Genomic DNA, 18,208 nt, shown 5'->3' on the forward strand with positions numbered 1-18,208 from the left:
GTCTGACTTTTCCGTCGGGCCCGGGCGGTCGAAACTCGACCGTCGAACTCCACATATTTAGTACGGGCATCCCCAGAATGGAACATGGGCGTCCTCTCGCGAGCGGCATACATCGTCAAATCGAAGCTCAACGCCGTGTTGAACCGGGCCGAAGACCCCTCGGAAACACTCGATTACTCCTACGAGCAGATGCGAAACGAACTCCAGGACGTCAAACAGGGCATCGCGGACCTGACGACCCAGAAAAAGCGCCTGGAGATTCAGAAACGTCGGCTCGAAGACAACGTCGAGAAACACAACGAGCAGGCCCGACAGGCCGTCGAACAGGGCCGGGAGGACCTCGCAGAGCGAGCTCTCGAAAAGAAAAAGCAGAAGATGACACAGATCGAGGAGCTCCAGACCCAGGTCGACGACCTCCAGGCCAAACAGGACAACCTCGTCGAGCAGAAAAACACGCTCCAGCAGCGCATCGAGCAGTTCCGCACGAAAAAGGAGACGCTCAAGGCGCGCCACGAGGCCGCCGAGGCGTCAGCGACGGTCTCGGAGGCCGTCACCGGTGCGAGCGAGGAGTTCGAAGACGTCAACCGCGCGATCGAACGCGCCGAAGAAGAGACCCAGGACATGGAGGCCCGCGCACAGGCCATGGACGAACTCCAGGAGAGTGGCGCGCTCGAAGACCAGCTTTCCGATAAATCGTCGCTCGAACGGGAACTCGACCAGACGACGACCGACACCGAGATCGAGTCCGAACTGGAGACGATCAGAGAGGAAGTCGGCGTCGAGACCGACGACGCCACCGTCGAGACGGAGACGGCCGACACCAGCGCGTCCGGCGATTCAAGCGAGTCGGGCGAGTTGGACACCGGCACCTCGATCGAGGACATCGAGGCCCAACTCGACGACTCCGAGCGCTCGAACTGAGCGGGGCGTGAGCGGCCGACCGCTCGCGAATCCGGACCGTGAGTGACTGGTACGCGCCAGCGACCTTTTGAGGCTCTCGCCCGTAGTTCGGCGGCATGATCGCGCCCACGCCGGCCCGACTGGCGGTGGTCGGCGTGATCGTGCTCGCGTTGGTCGTGATCGCCCCGACGCCGGCGGCCGCCGAGACGGTCGTCGTCGACGGGAGCGGGGACGGCGATCACCGGACGATCGGGGCGGCGCTGGCGAACGCCTCGAACGACACGACCGTTCGCGTGCGCGAAGGGGTCTACACCGAATCGGTTCGAATCGACGAGTCGGTCGCGATCACCGCCGCGGGAAGCGTGACGCTTCGGGGCGACTATTCCGGTGCCGGCATCACGATCGTCGAGGACGCCGCGCCGACGATCACGGGGATCGACGTCAAGCAGTTCCGGGTCGGCGTCGACGCCCGCGAGACGACCGGGGACTGGGTGGTGACCGGTGTCTCGACCGACCGGGTCCACGTCGCCGTCGACGCGCGGCGGTCGACCGGCGACTGGCGGGTCGGCGGCACACGACTCACCGCCGCGAGTGCGGGCGTCACCGCCGACGGCGCGAGCGGCAACTGGACGGTCGACGGCGTCGCGATCCGGGCGGACTGGGCGGTGACGGCCCGCCAGACCGGGGGCGACTGGTCGGTCGCGTCGGCCCGCCTGCACGCCGACGGCGGGATCGTCGCCCCCGAGTCCCGGGGCGACTGGCTGGTCCGAAACCTCACGATGGCGAGCAACGGCGGCGTCGGGATCGACGCCCAGGGGTCGACCGGCGACTGGCGGGCCGACGATCTTACGATTCGGTGGGCGACGATCGCCGTCGACGCCGACCGCTCGACTGGCGACTGGGCGATCAGTGACGCGGTCTTCGGCCGGATCGCCTACGCCGGCGAGGCGGCGACGCTGGTCCGGGCGACGGACGCGCGTGGGGCGTGGCGGATCTCCGACAGCGCTTTCGAGGACCCCCGTGGGTACGGCATCGACGCCCGCGGGGCGAGCGGCGGCGTCGCCCAGAACAACTGGTGGGGCGGACCGCTCGGAGCGACCGGCGACCAGTGTGTCGGCGCGGTCGACTGTTCGGCGCCACAGCGACGCCCACCCGACGGCGTCCCACGCCGGTGGCTCGTCGGGATCGGCGCCGTGATCGCCGTGCCCGTCGTCGGTGGACTCTGGCTCCGCCGCCGAATCCGACGGTGACACTTGACTGGGCCAGACGATCGTCAAGAAAGATAGCGAATAGCTCAAAACGTCTCGCACTGTTCGGGCGTATTTCTGCCCGAATAGGCCCATACGTTGCGACGAGGGCACCACACGGTCGAAACAGGATTCACGCAGTATCCGCGCCCTTCACCGTCGCTTTAGACCTGTATCGCCCCTGTCTATCCAATGCACGACAGCGAGTCGCATCCGAACCCGACTGGGGGGTTACCCCAGAAATCGAACTGTGGCGTGGGGGCGCTGGTCGACCTGGAGGGCGGCCCCTCCCACGACACCATCACGGACGCCCTGGAGTTGCTCGAAAACCTCGACCACCGCGGTGCGCGCGGCGCGGACCCGAACACCGGCGACGGGGCGGGCATTCTCATCCAGACACCGCACGCGTTTTTCGACGCCGTCTTCGACGATCTCCCGGACCCAGACGCCTACGGCGTCGGTCAGTTCTTCTTCCCGCGTGACGCCGATCACGCACCCATCGAGGAAATCGTCGAGAAGACGGCCGCGGCGGACGGCTACGAGGTGCTGGAATGGCGCGATGTCCCCACCGAAAACGACGACCTGGGGCCGGCGGCCCGTGAAACCGAGCCTGCGGTCCGCCAGGCCGTCGTCGTGCCGACCACAGAGCGCGACCCCGCGGACATCGACGCGGATCTCTACGTCCTCCGGGAGCGCATCGAGAGTGCGGTCGCCACCGACGACCCGGTGGGCGCCGACCGATTTTATATCTGCTCGCTCGATCGCCGGACGATCGTCTACAAGGGGTTGTTGACCAACGCCCAGGTCCGCTCCTATTACCCCGATCTGCGCGACGAGCGCGTCGAATCCGAACTCGCACTCGTCCACTCGCGGTTCTCGACGAACACGCTCGGCGCGTGGCATCTCGCTCACCCGTACCGCAACGTCATCCACAACGGCGAGATCAACACGCTGCGCGGGAATCGCAACTGGATGGCCGCCCGTGAGGCCGATCTGGCGAGCGACCGGATCGATATCGACGCGGTCACGCCCGTCGCGCCCGACGGGACGAGCGACACCGCCTCGATCGACGCGACGCTCGAACTGCTCGTCGAGGGCGGGCGCTCGATCCCCCACGCGTTGCGCATGCTCATCCCCGAGGCCTGGGAGGGCGCCGATCACATGGACGAGCGCCGGCAGTCCTTTTACCAGTATCACTCGACGATCAACGAGCCCTGGGACGGCCCCGCACTGGTGGTCTACACCGACGGCACCGACGTGGGCGCGATCCTCGACCGGAACGGCCTCCGGCCCGCCCGCTACGTCGAGACCTCGGACGGCCGCGTGGTGATGGCCAGCGAGCGCGGCGTCCTCGATCTGGGGGCCGACGAGATCGACCGGACCGACCGCCTCGAACCGGGCGAACTGTTTTTCGTCGACGGTGAGGCGGGCCGACTGGTCCCCGACGACGAGGTGTTCGACCGTCTCGCCGACGCGAAATACGCCGAGTGGCTCGCAGACAACGAACGTGGTCTCGCGGATCTGGACGGCGCTCCGATCGATGGGCCGTTCACCGAGGACCTCCCCGCGAGTCAGCAGGCCTTCGGCTACACGCTCGATCACGTCGAGCGCCTGCTCGAACCGATGGCCAGCGACGGCAAAGACCCGATCGGCGCGATGGGCAACGACACGCCGCTCTCGGTGCTCTCGAACCGCAACAAGACGCTGTTTTCGTATTTCAAACAACTGTTCGCACAGGTGTCGAACCCGCCGATCGACTACATCCGCGAGGACACCGTCACCGCGCTCGATCAGCATCTCGGTCGCCAGCGCAACCTGCTCGACGAGTCGCCCGAACACTGCCGGCAGTTGCGTCTCGACAGCCCCGTGTTGACCCGCGAGGAGGGCGCACGGATCGAGCACGCCGACGAATTCGGCGCGACGACGATCGACACGACCTTCGACCCCGAGCAGTCCCTGGAGGACGCCGTCGAGGACGTTCGGGCGGCGGCCGTCGACGCCATCGAGTCCGGCGCGGAGGTGCTCTATCTCACCGATCGGGCAGCGGGCCCCGACCGCCTGGCCATCCCGAGTCTGCTCGCCGTCGCCGGCGTCCACCACCACCTCGTCCGCGAGGGCCTGCGCACCCACGCGGGGATCGTCGTCGAGAGCGGCCAGCCCGTCGCCGTCCATCACTTCGCGACGCTGGTCGGCTACGGCGCGGAAGCGATCGTGCCGACGCTGGCCTACGAGTCCATCGAGGACCTCGTCCGTGACGGTATCGTCGAGCACGAAGAACGCGCGGCACTCGACCGGTATCGCGGCGCGATCGAGGACGGCCTCCAGAAGGTGATGGCGAAGATGGGCATCTCGACGCTGGAGAGCTACGTCGGCGCACAGATCTTCGAGGCCGTCGGCCTCGACAGCGCGTTCGTCGCGGAGTACTTCGAGGGGACGACCGCCCGGACCGAGGGGATCACGATCGACGACCTGGAGAGCGATCTGCGCGAGCGCCACGAGGAGGCCTACGACACCGAGATTCCCGGCAACCTCGACCTCGACCAGGGCGGAGAGTTCTACTGGCGACGCGACGGCGAGTTCCACCAGTGGAACCCCAACACGATCGGCGCGCTCCAGCGCGCGACCAACCACGACGATCCGGAGGCGTACGACGAGTTCGCCCGCCGGATCAACGACCAGAACGAACAGCTTCAGACGCTGCGCGGCCTGCTGGAGTTCCAGACCGACGAGCGCGAGTCGATCCCGATCGAAGAGGTTCAGCCGGTCGAGGAGATCACGCAGCGGTTTTTCAGCTCCTCGATGTCGTTTGGCTCGATCAGCCCGGAGGCTCACGAGACGCTGGCCGAAGGGATGAACCGCGTCGGCGGGTTCGCCTCGACGGGCGAGGGTGGCGAACCGACCGAGCGGTTCGGCACGGAACGCGAGTGTGCGGACAAACAGGTCGCCTCCGGCCGGTTCGGTGTCACGGCGAACTATCTCGCCAACGCCGAGCACATCGAGATCAAGATGGCTCAGGGCTCCAAGCCCGGCGAAGGCGGGCACCTCCCCGGCGAGAAGGTCAACGACCTCATCGCCGAAACCCGCTCGACGACGCCGGGCGTCCCGCTGATCAGCCCGCCACCACATCACGACATCTACTCCATCGAAGACCTCGCGCAGTTGATCCACGACCTCAAATGCTCGAACTCCGAGGCGGACGTCCACGTCAAACTCGTCAGCGAGGCGGGCGTGGGGATCATCGCGGCGGGCGTCGCGAAAGCCAACGCAGACGCCGTGCTCATCAGCGGGCATTCGGGCGGGACGGGAGCCTCCCCGAAGACCTCGATCAAAAACGCCGGCCTGCCCTGGGAGTTGGGCATCGCGGAGGCCAACAGCGTCCTGCTGGACAACGACCTCCGGTCGCGCATTCGCGTCCGGGTCGACGGCGGGATGAAGACGGGGCGTGACGTCGCCATCGCGGCCGCACTCGGCGCCGAGGAGTACGGGTTCGGGACCGCACCGCTGATCACGTGTGGCTGTGTCATGCTGCGGAAATGCCACTGTAACACCTGTTCGGTCGGCGTCGCGACCCAGGACCCCGAACTCCGGGACAAGTTCCCCGGCGACCCCGCGTTCGTCGCCCGATACATGCGCTTTATCGCCCAGGAAGTCCGGGAGATTCTGGCCGATCTGGGCGTCGAGAGCGTCGACGAGTTGATCGGGCGGACCGACCTGCTCGCCCAGAAGGCCGTCGATCACGACCGGGCAGACGGGATGGACCTGTCGGGACTGCTCGACCGGCCGGACAGTGAGGACGACCCCTACAAGACCCGCGAACAGAACCACAGCCTCGACGAGAAGTTCGATCACACCCTGATCGAGCAGGCCCGACCCGCCATCGAGGACGGCGAGTCGGTGCGCATCCACGAACGCATCGGCAACGAAGACCGCACCGTCGGGACGATGCTCAGCCACGCGGTCGCCGCCGCTCACGGAGAGGAGGGCCTGCCCGAGGATGCGATCCACCTCGATCTGACGGGGACTGGCGGCCAGTCGCTGGGCGCGTTCCTCGCAGCGGGCATCACGCTGGATCTCACCGGCGACGCCAACGACTACGCCGGCAAGGGCCTCTCCGGTGGCCGACTCGTCGTGCGCACACCCGACGACGCCAACTACGAGGCCCACCAGAACGTGGTCACGGGCAACGTCGCGCTGTACGGGGCAACCGACGGCGAGGCCTACTTCAACGGCGTCGCCGGCGAGCGGTTTGCCGTCCGCAATTCGGGCGTGAAGACCGTCGTCGAGGGCGTCGGTGATCACGGCTGTGAGTACATGACCGGCGGGATCGCCGTCGTCCTCGGTGAGACGGGCAAGAACTTCGGCGCAGGCATGTCCGGCGGCGAGGCCTACGTCTACGACGAATCTGGCGATTTCGAGGAGCGTGTCAACACTGAGATGGTCCACACCGAACCGCTCGACGATCGCGACCGGCGGATGGTCAAGCGTCTGATCGAAAATCACGTCCAGTACACCAAGAGTGATCGCGGCCAGGAGATCCTCGACCAGTGGGACGACCTCGCCCACCGGTTCGTGAAGGTGATGCCCGACGCGTACGCCTCGGTCATCCAGGATCGACTGGCCGAGGGCGAAGACATCCGGATCGACCCGCCCGTTCCCTCGCCCGGGATCACCCCGACGACCGACCAGCCCACGGGAGGTGACGACTGATGGCCGAACGCCACCCCGGTGGCTACCGCGTCCACGGTCGCGTGCCGATCGGCAAGCGCGACCCCGAGGAGCGCACCGGCGATTACGACGAGGTCTGGGCCCCCGAGTGGGACGAAGCCCACCTCAAAGAGCAGGGCGAGCGGTGTATGGACTGTGGGACGCCGACCTGCATGGGCGGCTGTCCGATCGGGAACATCATCCCCGACTGGAACGATCTCGTGCATCGTGACGACTGGAAGCGCGCCTTAGAGCGCCTCCATGCGACCAACAACTTCCCGGAGTTCACGGGGTACAACTGCCCCGCGCCGTGTGAGAACTCCTGTACGCTCGCGAAAAACGACGACCCCGTCACGATCAAGTCGATCGAGCGGGCGATCGTCGATCGGGGCTGGGAAGAGGGCTGGATCGAACCCGAGCCCCCCGACGCGCGCACCGACCACGAGGTCGCCGTCGTCGGATCGGGGCCCGCCGGCCTCTCGGCCGCCCAGCAACTCAACCGGGCGGGCCACCACGTGACGGTCTTCGAGCGCGACGACGAGATCGGCGGCCTGATGCGATACGGCATTCCCGACGCGAAGTTCGCGAAAGGGCGCATCGACCGTCGGGTCGAGCAGTTGCGCGCGGAGGGCATCAGCTTCGAGCCCTCGACGGAGATCGGGACGGACCTCCCGGCGACTGACCTCGACGAACAGTTCGACGCCTCGTGTATCGCCGTCGGCGCCCAGGACCCGTTCGATCTCGACCTCCAGGGCCGTGAGTTGGAGGGCGTCCACGTCGCGATGGACTACCTGACGCGGGCGAACCGCGCGGTCGCGGACAAGCCCGTCGACGACCCGATCGACGCCGACGGGAAGAGCGTCGTCGTGCTCGGCGGCGGCGACACCGGCGCGGACTGCTGTGCGACCGCCCACCGACAGGGTGCCGAGCAGGTCGTCCAGATCGAACTGTTGCCGCGCCCGGCCGACGAGCGGCCCCCGGACAACCCCTGGCCCGAACAGCCCCAGACCTACCGCAAGACCTACGCCGTCGAGGAGGGGGCCGCCCAGGAGTTCAGCGTCGACACGAAGGCCTTCGAAGACACGAACGGCGACGGTCGCGTCGACCAGTTGCGGGCCGACCGCGTCGAGTGGGAGACCGACGCGTCGGGCGATCACGAGAAACTCGTCATCGAACCCGACCTGACGATCGCCGCCGACCTCGTCATCATCGCCGTCGGCTTTTCGGGGCCCCAGACCGGGCCGTTCGATGCGCTCGACCTCGAAACGTCGGGCCAGGGCACGTTCGTCGTCGACGACGACATGATGACCTCCGTCGACGGCGTTTTCGCCGCGGGTGACGCCGTCTCGGGCCCGTCACTGATCGTCTGGGCGATCGGCAGCGGCCGGGACGCCGCTCGTCAGATCGATCAGTATCTCACCGGCGACAGCGACCTGCCGGCGAGTTTAGAGACGCCGAACGATCCGCTGGTCTCCCGCTGAAAAAACGCCGTTTCAGACCATCTCGAACAGCGCGAGGACGTCTTGCATGTCGAGCGTGCCGTCGCCCGCGAAGTCGTAGAATTCGACGTTCTCCTGGGCGTCCGAGGCGTCCGTGTTCTGGAACAGCCGATTCACGTCCGGGAAGTTGACCGTGCCGTCACCCGAGAGGTCCTCGTACAGGCCGTCGCCGTCCGGATCGGTCGCCCCCGCGGGCCAGGTCGGGCTGTCGGGCGTCGGCTCAGGCGTCGTCGTCTCCGGTGTCGTCGGCACGGGATCCACACTCCAGGGCCGAGAGGACACCTGCGGGACGGTCAGTTCGCGGACCATCGACCAGGCGTAGCCGTTCTCGAAGCGCGGTGTCGCATCGTCGGTGTACCAGTTGGCCTCCCAGAGGATCCCGTCGTGCGTGGCTCGATCGCCGCCCTCGAACGCCGTCCCGTACTCCCAGGCGGGCGCGTCGACCGTTCGGGGCCCCTCGGTCCGAACCGTCGCAGTGATCGCGTCACCGGCTGTCCCGTCGGATCCGACGGGGGCGACTGAGACGTCGTACTCGGAGCCACCCTGGAGGCCTCCGCGCTCCACACTCGGATCGTCGACCGCCGTCGTCTCCGCACCGATGGTCACGCGGTACTCACTGGCGGCGGGCACCGTACTCCAGTGGAGGTCGATCGAGTCGCCGGTCGTCACGGCGTCGAGCGCGGTCGGTGCGTGCAGCGTGTCCGCCCCCGATCGGCCGAACCCCGGGCTCTTGCGATCGGTCGCGTCGGCGTACGCTCCGAGTTGGTCGCCCGATTCGCACCGGTAGACCTGGAAGCCGTCGTGGTCGTGCATGTCGGGCACGACGATCTGCCAGATCGTCGCCGCGTCGACGTCGTAGGCGTCCGCGACACGGTACCACTCGTCGAGATAGTCGTTGCGCTCGTCGACCTGGGCGGGCGGCGAGTCACACTGCGCCCCGGACCGACCGGAGACGTTGACGTTGAACTCACCCATGTACACCGGCTTGTCGAGCACCTCGTGAGCGGTGTGGACGTGTTCGCGGATCCACGTGCTGCAGTAGTCTTTGGGAATGTTCCAGTGATACGGGTACATGTGGAAGCTGGCCAGGTCGATGCCGTCGACGGCATGATGGCGCTCGAAGTCCTGGCCCGTCCAGTCGCTGTAGTACCACCCGGTGCGATCCTCCCGCGTGTAAAAGCCCTCGGTCCCCGACGAGACGAGGTGATTCGGATCGAGCTCCTTGACGAACGCCGCCATCTCTCCGAGCCAGTCTTCGAGGATCTGGGCGCGCTGTTCGCCACCCGGATCATTCCCCTCACCGAAGGCGTCGCCCTCGATGCGTGGCTCGTTACACAGCTCCCAGGACATGATCGCTGGCTCCTCGCGGTACTCGACGCCCGTCACGGAGTTCGTCCGGGTGAGCAGGTCCTCGACGTGCCACTTGTAGAGGTCTTTGACGTCCTCGTTGTCGAAGAAGTCGCCGTGGACCTCCGCGCCGTCGACCCAGTCGACGTACTGAGCGATGCCGCCGTTGTGATCCCAGTTGTCCGCGAGGACGAGATTCAGCCGGATGCCGTGGCGCTTCGCGCTGTCGATGACGTAATCGAGCATCTCCAGGGCGGCGGGGTCGTGAGTGTAGGGCTCGGGAATGTAACACGCCCCGTCCTCGGCGCCGCCCTCACAGGCCGCGAACGTCCGGACCATGTCGATGTTCATCTCCTCGAACATCGCGAACAGCGAGTCCACCCGGTCGGGCGTCCCCCGGAACGAGTCGGTGATCCAGAAGTTGTTCGCGCCGTGCAGCGACACTTCCGACCCGTCGACGAGCAGGTCCGCCCCGTCCCGACGGACGAACGACCCCTCCGCAGCACTGGCGCTGCTCGCCGTCCCGATCAGGCCGGCGGCGGCCCCCACGCCCACAGTCTTCAGAAACTGTCGGCGCGTCCCCTCGTACGTTCGGTCTCGATGGACCATAACAGGTTAATTTGACGCTCTGACTCCTTAAAATATCACCGTTAGAACGGTTTTCCGATATCAAAGAGAGTCCCGGCCAGCCTCCGGTGCGTCGATGTCCGTGCGACGATCGTCCGGTCGGTCAGTAACTCCGCGTCGAGGGCTCGTAGGTCCCCTCGTGGCCCTCCAGGTTCGCCGGCGAGTAGTAGATCTCGGGATCGCCGTCGCGATAGGCGAGCATGGTGTGGCGCAGCCAGTTCGCGTCGTCGCGCTCCTGGAACTCTTTGCGCCAGTGCGCGCCACGGAACTCCTCGCGGGCGAGCGCGCCGACGGTGATCGCCTCCGCGAGGTCGATGATGTTCTGGGTTTCGAGCGTGTGGATCAGATCGGTGTTGAACGTCCCCGACGGGTCGGAGACCGCGACATCCTCGTAGCGCTCGCGAGCGACGCGGAGGTCGTCGAGTGCGTCTTCGAGGGCGGACGCCTCCCTGAACACGTTGACGTTGTCGGTCATCGTCGTCTGGACGGACTGACGGACCGTCGCGTGATCGATGCCGTCGCGCTCGATGAGGTCGGTCACGCGTTCGCGTTCGGCCGCGACCGCCCGATCGAGTGATCCGGCGGGGTCGGCCCGCCCGCCGTCGGTCGCGGGCTCGCGATCGATCGACGCCGGCCCGATGGTGGCGTCGAGAGCGCTGTCGGCCGACCGCGCGGCCGGTCCGGTCGGGATCTTGGCCGCCTCGGGCGGGTCGCCCGCCGCCGACTGGCCCGCTCGCGCGCCGAAGACCAGCAGTTCGGGCAACGCGTTCCCGCCGAGGCGGTTCGCACCGTGCAAGGAGACACACGCACACTCGCCGGCGGCGTACAGCCCCTCGATACAGGTCGCGCCGTTCTCGTCGGTCTCGACCCCGCCCATCGCGTAGTGCTGGCCGGGCTTGACCGGCATCGGATCTTCGAGCGCGTCGACGCCCTCGAAGTCCTCTGCGAGGTGGATCATGTTCTCCAGGCGATCACGCACGCGCTCCTCACCGAGGTGGCGCATGTCGAGATGGACGTACTCGTCCTCGATGCCCCGGCCCGCGTTGATCTCGGTGAGTTCCGCCCGCGAGACCACGTCCCGGGAGGCGAGTTCGCCGTCGTTGAGCGCGTAACCGTGTTCGAACATGAACCGCTCGCCCTCCGAATTGTACAGGATGCCGCCCTCGCCGCGCACCCCTTCGGTGATCAACACGCCCGTCGAGGGGAGTGTCGTCGGGTGGAACTGGATCATCTCCATGTCTTCGAGCGGGACGCCCGCCCGGTAGGCCATCGCCGCGCCGTCGCCGGTGTTCGCGACGGCGTTCGTGGTGTGCTCGTAGACCTGTCCGAGCCCACCGGTCGCGAGCACGACACCCTCGGTCGCGCGGAACCCCGAGATCTCGCCAGTGCTCAGTTCGTAGCCCACGACACCCTCACAGGTCCGCTCACTCGGATCGCTTTCGTCGGTGACCGCCAGGCGGGTGACGAACCACTCGTCGTACACCTCGATCCCGCGTTTGAGTGCCTGCTCGTACATCGTATGCAGCAGGTGATGGCCCGTCTCCGCGCCCGCGTACGTCGTCCGCGGGAAGGAGAGGCCGCCAAAGGGCCGCTGGGAGACCCGGCCGTCCTCGTCCCGGGAGAAGGGCATCCCCCAGTGTTCGAGTTGGATGACCTCCCTGGGCGCGTCTTTCGCGAACGTGTCGACCGCGGGCGCGTCCGCGAGATAGTCCGCGCCTTTCATCGTGTCGTAGGCGTGGTCGTCCCAGGAGTCGTCGTCGCGCAGCGCGGCGTTGATCCCGCCTTCCGCCGCCCCCGTATGACTCCGCACCGGGTGGAGTTTGGTGACGATCGCCACGTCCGCGCCGGCCTCGTGGGCCGCGATGGCCGCGCGCAGGCCTGCCCCGCCGGCCCCGACGACGACCACCTCGTGCTCGTACATGGGTGAGAGCGTCGGGCGAGCGCCCCAAAGGCCTACCGGTCGGTGCGGTCTCGTCCGGTGTTGGAGCGAGCGCGGCGAGCATCGCGGACGACCGATCGCTCGGTCAGTAGCGACCACCGGCGATGACCACACACTAATACCCGACTCGCCAAACGCGCGTATGCCCGACCTCGGCAAGGCCGACAGCGCGTTTTTCGATCAGTTCATCTACCCGCACCTCGGGGCCGACCGCGACGAGGTTCGCGTCGAACCCGCCCACGGCGTCGACTTCGGCGCGGTCGAGATCGGCGGGCAGATGCTCGCGATAGCGACCGACCCCGTCTCGATCAACCCGGGTCTGGGTCTCGAACGCGCGGGGTGGCTCGCGCTCCACATCCTCCTCAGCGACGTCGCGGTCTCGGGGCTCGATCCCGCCTACCTGAGTATCGACCTCAACCTGCCCCCCGAAATCGAGAACGACACGTTCGAGGCGGTCTGGTCGGTGATGGACCGCGAGGCCCGCAAATTCGGCGTCCAGGTCGTCACCGGCCACACCGCGCGGTATCAGGGCTGTAACTATCCGATGGTCGGCGGCGGCACCGCGATGGCCGTCGGGGATCCCGAGGATCTGGTCCGGCCCGACGGCGCGCGCCCGGGCGATAGCGTGATCGTCACCAAAGGCCCCGCCGTCGAAGCGGTGGGCGTGCTCTCGGTGCTCTTTGCCGACCAGGTGGTCGAGGACCTCTCCGAAGCGGACCTTGCGGCGGCCCAGGATCGGTTCTACGACTCCAGCCCCGTCGAAGACGCCATCGTCGCCGCGAATTCGGGGCCGATGACGGCGATGCACGACGCGACCGAGGGCGGCGTCATCGGTGGGTTCCACGAGATGGCCCGGGCGGCGGGCGTCCAGTTCGAGATCGAACGGGACGCGATCCCCGTCCTCGACGGCATCCGGCCCGCCTGCGAGGCGTTCGGCATCGACCCCTGGATCTCGATCAGCGAGGGGACGCTGCTGGGGACCGTCGATCAGAGCGGCGTCGACGCCGTCCTCGGCGCGCTCGCGGACGCCGGCGTTCCCGCCGCGGAGGTGGGCGTCGTCAGCGAGGGCTCCGGGCTGATCGTCGACGGCGAGCGGGTCGACCACCCTGGAGCGGACCCGTACTGGCAGGCGCTCGAAGAGTGTGCCGCCCGCGCGGAGGATTGAACGGCCCGGTGTTCGATCGCTCGATACTGTCTGACCCGTCGACTCCGGGGACCCACCGCAGGGCCGACGCGCCCTACTTCTCCAGGCCGATCGTGCGATCGGACCGGATCCAGGCGGAGGACGGGCTGTCGCGGTCGTAGATGACCGTATCGCCGTCCTCGGTTTCGACGGAGACCAGATTCTCTTCCTCGGTTTTCGTACTCTGTGGCGTGCGTTTGTCCATGCTTTCCCCCCACGCCCCCCAGGCGTGGTAATTTCACGTATGGCCCTGAAGGTGAAAAGTCCCGCGGAGACCTGCATGAACGAAAATGAGTGTTTCGGTACGGGCGACTCGGTCACCCCAGATCGGCGCTCCACGACCGGACGGCCAGATTCATGCCCGACGGCCTCTGACCGGCGCCCATGTCCATCGAACCGGATCCAGCCGATCGGCCGGTGACGCTCACGATCGCAGGGAGTGACTCGGGTGGTGGGGCCGGCATCCAGGCCGACCTGAAGACCATGGAGGCCGTCGGGGCGTTCGCCACCTCGGCAATCACGAACGTGACCGCCCAGAACACCACCGGCGTCGACGGCGTCCACCCGGTCCCGACCGACGCGATTCGCGAGCAGATCGCCGCCGTGCGCGAGGACTTCGACGTTCGGGCGGTCAAGACCGGGATGCTCGGGACCGACGCAGTGATCGAGACCGTCCGCGCGGCGGCCGGCGACTGTGACCCGCTGGTCGTCGACCCGGTGATGATCGCCGCCTCGGGCGACCGCCTGCTCGACGAGGAGGCCGAAGATGCCTACGAAGGACTGATCGGTGCGGCGACGCTCGTCACGCCAAATTGCGAGGAGGCACACGTTTTGACCGGCGTCGAGGTGACCGACGACGCGAGTGCCGAGCGGGCGGGCGCGGCGTTGCGAGCGATGGGGGCGGACGCCGCCCTGATCACCGGCGGGCACCGTGGTGGTGAGACCGTCCGTGACGTGCTGGTGACCGCCGAGGGAGTCGAGACGATCGTCCACCCGCGGGTGACCACCGACGCTACTCACGGCTCTGGCTGTTCGATCAGCAGCGCGATCGCCGCGCGCCTGGCCCAGGGCGCATCGCTCGATCGGGCCGTCCGCGACGGTGTCGAACTCCTCGCCCGCGCGGTGCGCTACCACCACTCGGGCGGCGCTGGCCCGGGCGCAGTCCATCACCTCGCGGCGCTGCGCAACCAGGCCGAACGATCGGGAACCGTCGAGTCCGCGGCCGGGTTGTACGGGCGCGTGGCCGACCGGGCGAGCGCGGCGCTGGTCGCGACGCCGTTCGCGAACGATCAGGACGATATCGTCGCAGTTGGAGCGGGCGGCCCTCTCACCGATCCCGCGGCTGCAATCCTGCTGGGATTGCGCGACCGCGCGCCCGGCCTCGCGGCAGCGGTGCGCGTGCCCGACGCGAGCGGCGACTGGCCGTCGATCGATCCCGACCGGTCTGCGAGCGACCGACGCGACGCCGCGCGGTCGATCGTCGACGAATCGGGCCAACCGGACGTCCTCGCGCTCGACGAGGACGCGCTCGTCGTCGGGCCCGATCCGGCCGCGGTGATCGATCGGTTGGACGCTATCTGAGCGCTCGCGTCGACGCTATTTGAAGACTCGCGCGACGATCAGCACCACGAGGACAGCCACGAGCGGGCCTGCTGCGGGCCCGTCGGCGCTCGTCGCGGGGTCGGTGATCGTGACGGTCGCGGTCGTATTCCCGACCCGAACGGTGTGCTCGCCGGCGGTCGCGTTGGGGACCTCGACCGAGACGGTCCGGTTCGCACCAGGGGCGATCGCGACCCGTTCCTCGAGGATGACCGCGTCGCCCCACTCGATCGAGAGGGGCCCGCTCGTCGGCACGGTCGCGTTGCCCCCCAGGGCGGCCGTCACCGTGACCGGGTGATCCTCCGAAACCGTGACGTCGAGCACCTGGATCGGCGGATCGAGAACGTGGAGGTCGATCACGCTGTCGCCGGCGAACAGCGCGAGCCGACCGGTCCGATCCGGGGTCACGCTGACCTCCTGGGTCGCGCTCTCGCCGGGGTCGAGCGTGCCCGTCAGGCGATTCACCGTCCGATCGCCCAGGCGAACCGGAACGTCGTAGTCGCCCGTCGTGTCACCGCCGTTCCGGACGCGATAGGTGAGCGTGACGGACTCGTTGACGCCGAGAAGCGCCGTCTCTCGCGGGTCGGCCGACGCCGTCCGTGTCGACCCCTCGATCACCACTGCCGTGGCTGGGGTCACCGAGAATCGCGGGCCAGACGCACCGAAGGCCGCCCGATGCTCGCTGGCCGACCATATCGAGAGTCCGCCGGTCGACTCGACGTCGGTCCGAGTTCGCGCCGCCACGCTGTCGTTGCTGGCGGCTACGATCGCGGCGTAGAGATCGGCAGCCGTGAGAGGACCGTCCTGGCGGTTGAGCACACTCCAGACGCGAAGGAACGTACTCCCGTCGCTCGCCAGGCGGATTCGACGATCGGTCTGGCCGACCGCGAGCGACCCCTTGCGGTAGGGCGCAGCGTCGTGCCAGGTCCCCGGATCGGAGAGGATTACGTCGTCGTACGTGTCTCGGGTGCCCGGCGCGAGAGTGGCCTGGAAGGTCTCGAAACTCCCGTCGCGCTGGAGGCCCAGCAGGGCGGCGTAGTAGGTGGCCATCGCCTCGGTCGTCCAGGCCGTCTCGGTGGTGGTCTCGAAGTCCTGGCGCGCGTGGACGTACTCGTGATACCACGTACTGCCGGCCCCGAGCGATCGATCGGCCTGCACCCAGAAGTCCGCGGGCCCGACCTGGAGGCCGGCGACGCCCCAGTCGACGGTCGTCGGGGCGGCGACCGCGAGGATGCGGTCGTCGCGCGCCCCGACCTGGAGTTCGCGACTCGCGAATTCGAGCGCGTCGAGGGTCTCGTCGGGATCGACCGCCGGATCGACGCCCGCGGGCCGGACGTAGACGATCCGCTCGCCGTCGACCGTCCGGGTCGTCGTCTCGTGGTCACCGAGGAACACCATCGACGACCCCGTGACGCCCGGCCCGTCGGTCGTGGAGGTACGCTCGAAGCCCAGGTCGCCGCGGGCGGTCCACCGGACCGACGTCGAGGGGCGCGTGAACAGTGCCCAGTCGCCCGTATCGGCGAAGATCAGGCCCGATCCCGTCGGGGCGGCCGCCGCCTGGCGTTCGGTCCCGGTCTCGTTGACTGCCAGTCGAAGCGTCAGTCGCGGTCGGTCGGTCTCGCCGTCCCAGACGAACCGGTCGCCCTCGCGTGTGAACCCCTCCGTCTCGATCGCCGACGCCGACTCGGGTGGTGCGATCGAGAGTTCGGTCAGCGGGTCGGGCGTCGAGTAGAGTAGGTCTACCTCGACGGTCCCTGGATCCGAGGGCGTCAGTCGGTACGTCGCCGTCTCGGTCACCGGGTCGGCCGCGACGGCGACCCCACTCGTGGCGATCAGCGCGACCGCGAGCAGCGCGGTCAGGGCGACGCCACGGCGGGCGCGACCGCTGGGCCCTCGTTCACTCACTGCCCCTGGTTCGAGAGTCGCGTCCTTCAGCGTCACGGCGCCGTTCTCAGGACTGATCGCCCGGCGATCGCGCTAGCATTAAGACGCGTGCGAACCGACAGGACAACGATGACCGAGGACGGGGACATGCTGGGCTGGGACGAGTCGGTCTTTCGTGACGAGCACGTCCTGGAGATCGATTACGTCCCCGAGACGTTCCACCACCGCGACAGCCAGATGGAGTCGCTGAAGTACGCACTCCGGCCCGCCGTGCGTGGCTCGCGACCGCTGAACGTCATCGCGCGGGGCCCGCCGGGAACTGGCAAGACCACCGCCGTCCAGAAGCTGTTCGGTGAGTTGCGCGCCGAGACCGACGTCCTGGTCGCCCGCGTCAACTGCCAGGTCGACGCGACGCGGTATGCCGTCTTCTCCAGCCTGTTCGAGGCCGTCTTCGACTACGAACCGCCCGCGAGCGGGATCTCCTTTCGGGAGTTGTTCGAGCAGATCACCGACCACCTCGTCGAAGAGGACGCCGTGCTCGCGGTCGCGCTCGACGACGTGAACTATCTGGCCTACGAAAACGAGATCTCGGAGACGCTGTACTCGCTGTTGCGCGCCCACGAGTCCCAGACGGGCGCGCGCATCGGCGTCATCGTCATCTCCTCCGATACCGACCTCGAACTGCTGGACGCCGTCGACGAGCGCGTCCAGAGCGTGTTCCGCCCCGAAGAGGTCTTCTTCCCGCCGTACGACCAGCCCGAAATCGTCGACATCCTCGACGAGCGCGTCGAGCGTGGGTTCCAGCCAGACGCCGTCGGCCCGACGGTCCTCGACCGGGTCGCGGAACTCACCGCCGACCACGACGGCGACCTCCGGATGGGGATCGACCTCCTTCGGCGGGCCGGGCTGAACGCCGAGATGGCGGGCCGGCGCACGGTCGCGAGCGAGGACGTGGACGCCGCCTACGAGACCGCCAAGCACGTTCAGCTCTCCCGGGACGTCAACGCGCTCAGCGACACCGAGCGCGACCTGCTCGGCGTGATCGCCAGCGAGGGCGGTGGGCACGCCGGCGACGTCTTCGAGGCGTTCAACGACCAAACCGGGCTCGCCTATACCCGGTACGCCGAGGTGTTGAACAAACTCGAACGGGTCGGCTTGATCGACACGCAGTATACGAGCGTCGAGGGCCGCGGGCGCACCCGGATGATCGAGTTGGCCTACGACGCCGACGCCGTCGCAGAGCGGTTGTAGGACAGATCGACAGATAGTTTCTCGGCTG

At 67.9% G+C, this 18,208-nt stretch carries 11 protein-coding genes; 7 read left to right on the forward strand and 4 right to left on the reverse strand.

Annotated features, from left to right (window positions below; genetic code table 11):
• The first annotated feature begins 84 nt into the window (after positions 1 to 84).
• The 4 genes from HARCEL1_RS03085 to HARCEL1_RS03100 all read left to right on the forward strand — a co-directional run bounded on the left by HARCEL1_RS03085 (position 85) and on the right by HARCEL1_RS03100 (position 8,332).
• Positions 85 to 921, forward strand: coding sequence for a PspA/IM30 family protein (locus tag HARCEL1_RS03085; protein WP_108381138.1), 837 nt, complete (start codon positions 85 to 87; stop codon positions 919 to 921).
• Between the two features lie 95 nt (positions 922 to 1,016).
• Positions 1,017 to 2,150: a right-handed parallel beta-helix repeat-containing protein gene (locus tag HARCEL1_RS03090; protein WP_108381139.1), complete on the forward strand. Its 1,134-nt coding sequence runs from the start codon at positions 1,017 to 1,019 to the stop codon at positions 2,148 to 2,150.
• Positions 2,151 to 2,339: 189 nt separating this feature from the next.
• Positions 2,340 to 6,854 (forward strand): glutamate synthase large subunit, encoded by a 4,515-nt coding sequence (gene gltB / locus HARCEL1_RS03095; protein ID WP_108381140.1) that lies wholly within the window; start codon positions 2,340 to 2,342, stop codon positions 6,852 to 6,854.
• Positions 6,854 to 8,332: a glutamate synthase subunit beta gene (locus HARCEL1_RS03100; protein WP_108381141.1), complete on the forward strand. Its 1,479-nt coding sequence runs from the start codon at positions 6,854 to 6,856 to the stop codon at positions 8,330 to 8,332. The genes gltB and HARCEL1_RS03100 overlap by 1 nt, the downstream gene beginning before the upstream one ends.
• Before the next feature lie 12 nt (positions 8,333 to 8,344).
• Here HARCEL1_RS03100 and HARCEL1_RS03105 read toward each other — a convergent pair whose 3' ends face one another.
• Both HARCEL1_RS03105 and HARCEL1_RS03110 read right to left on the reverse strand, forming a co-directional pair.
• Positions 8,345 to 10,306, reverse strand: a complete 1,962-nt coding sequence (locus HARCEL1_RS03105; RefSeq protein WP_108381142.1) for a twin-arginine translocation signal domain-containing protein — start codon at positions 10,304 to 10,306, stop codon at positions 8,345 to 8,347.
• A gap of 121 nt (positions 10,307 to 10,427) precedes the next feature.
• Entirely contained in the window at positions 10,428 to 12,245 is a 1,818-nt protein-coding gene (locus tag HARCEL1_RS03110) for an FAD-binding protein (RefSeq protein ID WP_108381143.1), read from the reverse strand.
• 160 nt (positions 12,246 to 12,405) lie between these two features.
• Between HARCEL1_RS03110 and HARCEL1_RS03115 the strand changes: the two genes are divergently transcribed.
• Entirely contained in the window at positions 12,406 to 13,428 is a 1,023-nt protein-coding gene (locus HARCEL1_RS03115; RefSeq protein WP_108381144.1) for an AIR synthase family protein, read from the forward strand.
• 73 nt (positions 13,429 to 13,501) lie between these two features.
• Here the strand turns inward: HARCEL1_RS03115 and HARCEL1_RS13280 are convergent, their stop codons facing one another.
• Positions 13,502 to 13,651: a DUF7331 family protein gene (locus HARCEL1_RS13280; protein ID WP_159076996.1), complete on the reverse strand. Its 150-nt coding sequence runs from the start codon at positions 13,649 to 13,651 to the stop codon at positions 13,502 to 13,504.
• Positions 13,652 to 13,830: 179 nt separating this feature from the next.
• Here HARCEL1_RS13280 and thiD point away from each other — a divergent pair, with 179 nt between their 5' ends.
• On the forward strand, positions 13,831 to 15,027 hold the full coding sequence (gene thiD, locus HARCEL1_RS03120) for a bifunctional hydroxymethylpyrimidine kinase/phosphomethylpyrimidine kinase (RefSeq protein ID WP_108381145.1): 1,197 nt from the start codon (positions 13,831 to 13,833) through the stop codon (positions 15,025 to 15,027).
• A 15-nt stretch (positions 15,028 to 15,042) separates the two neighbouring features.
• On the opposite strand, the gene HARCEL1_RS03125 is transcribed toward thiD, so the two are convergent.
• Positions 15,043 to 16,950 (reverse strand): hypothetical protein, encoded by a 1,908-nt coding sequence (locus HARCEL1_RS03125; protein WP_159076997.1) that lies wholly within the window; start codon positions 16,948 to 16,950, stop codon positions 15,043 to 15,045.
• 108 nt (positions 16,951 to 17,058) lie between these two features.
• Between HARCEL1_RS03125 and HARCEL1_RS03130 the strand changes: the two genes are divergently transcribed.
• The gene (locus tag HARCEL1_RS03130; RefSeq protein ID WP_108381147.1) at positions 17,059 to 18,180 is read left to right on the forward strand and encodes an ORC1-type DNA replication protein; all 1,122 of its coding nucleotides are present in this window, start codon (positions 17,059 to 17,061) and stop codon (positions 18,178 to 18,180) included.
• The last annotated feature ends 28 nt before the right edge of the window (positions 18,181 to 18,208 follow it).

This window comes from Halococcoides cellulosivorans, from assembly GCF_003058365.1.
Taxonomy (GTDB): domain Archaea; phylum Halobacteriota; class Halobacteria; order Halobacteriales; family Haloarculaceae; genus Halococcoides; species Halococcoides cellulosivorans.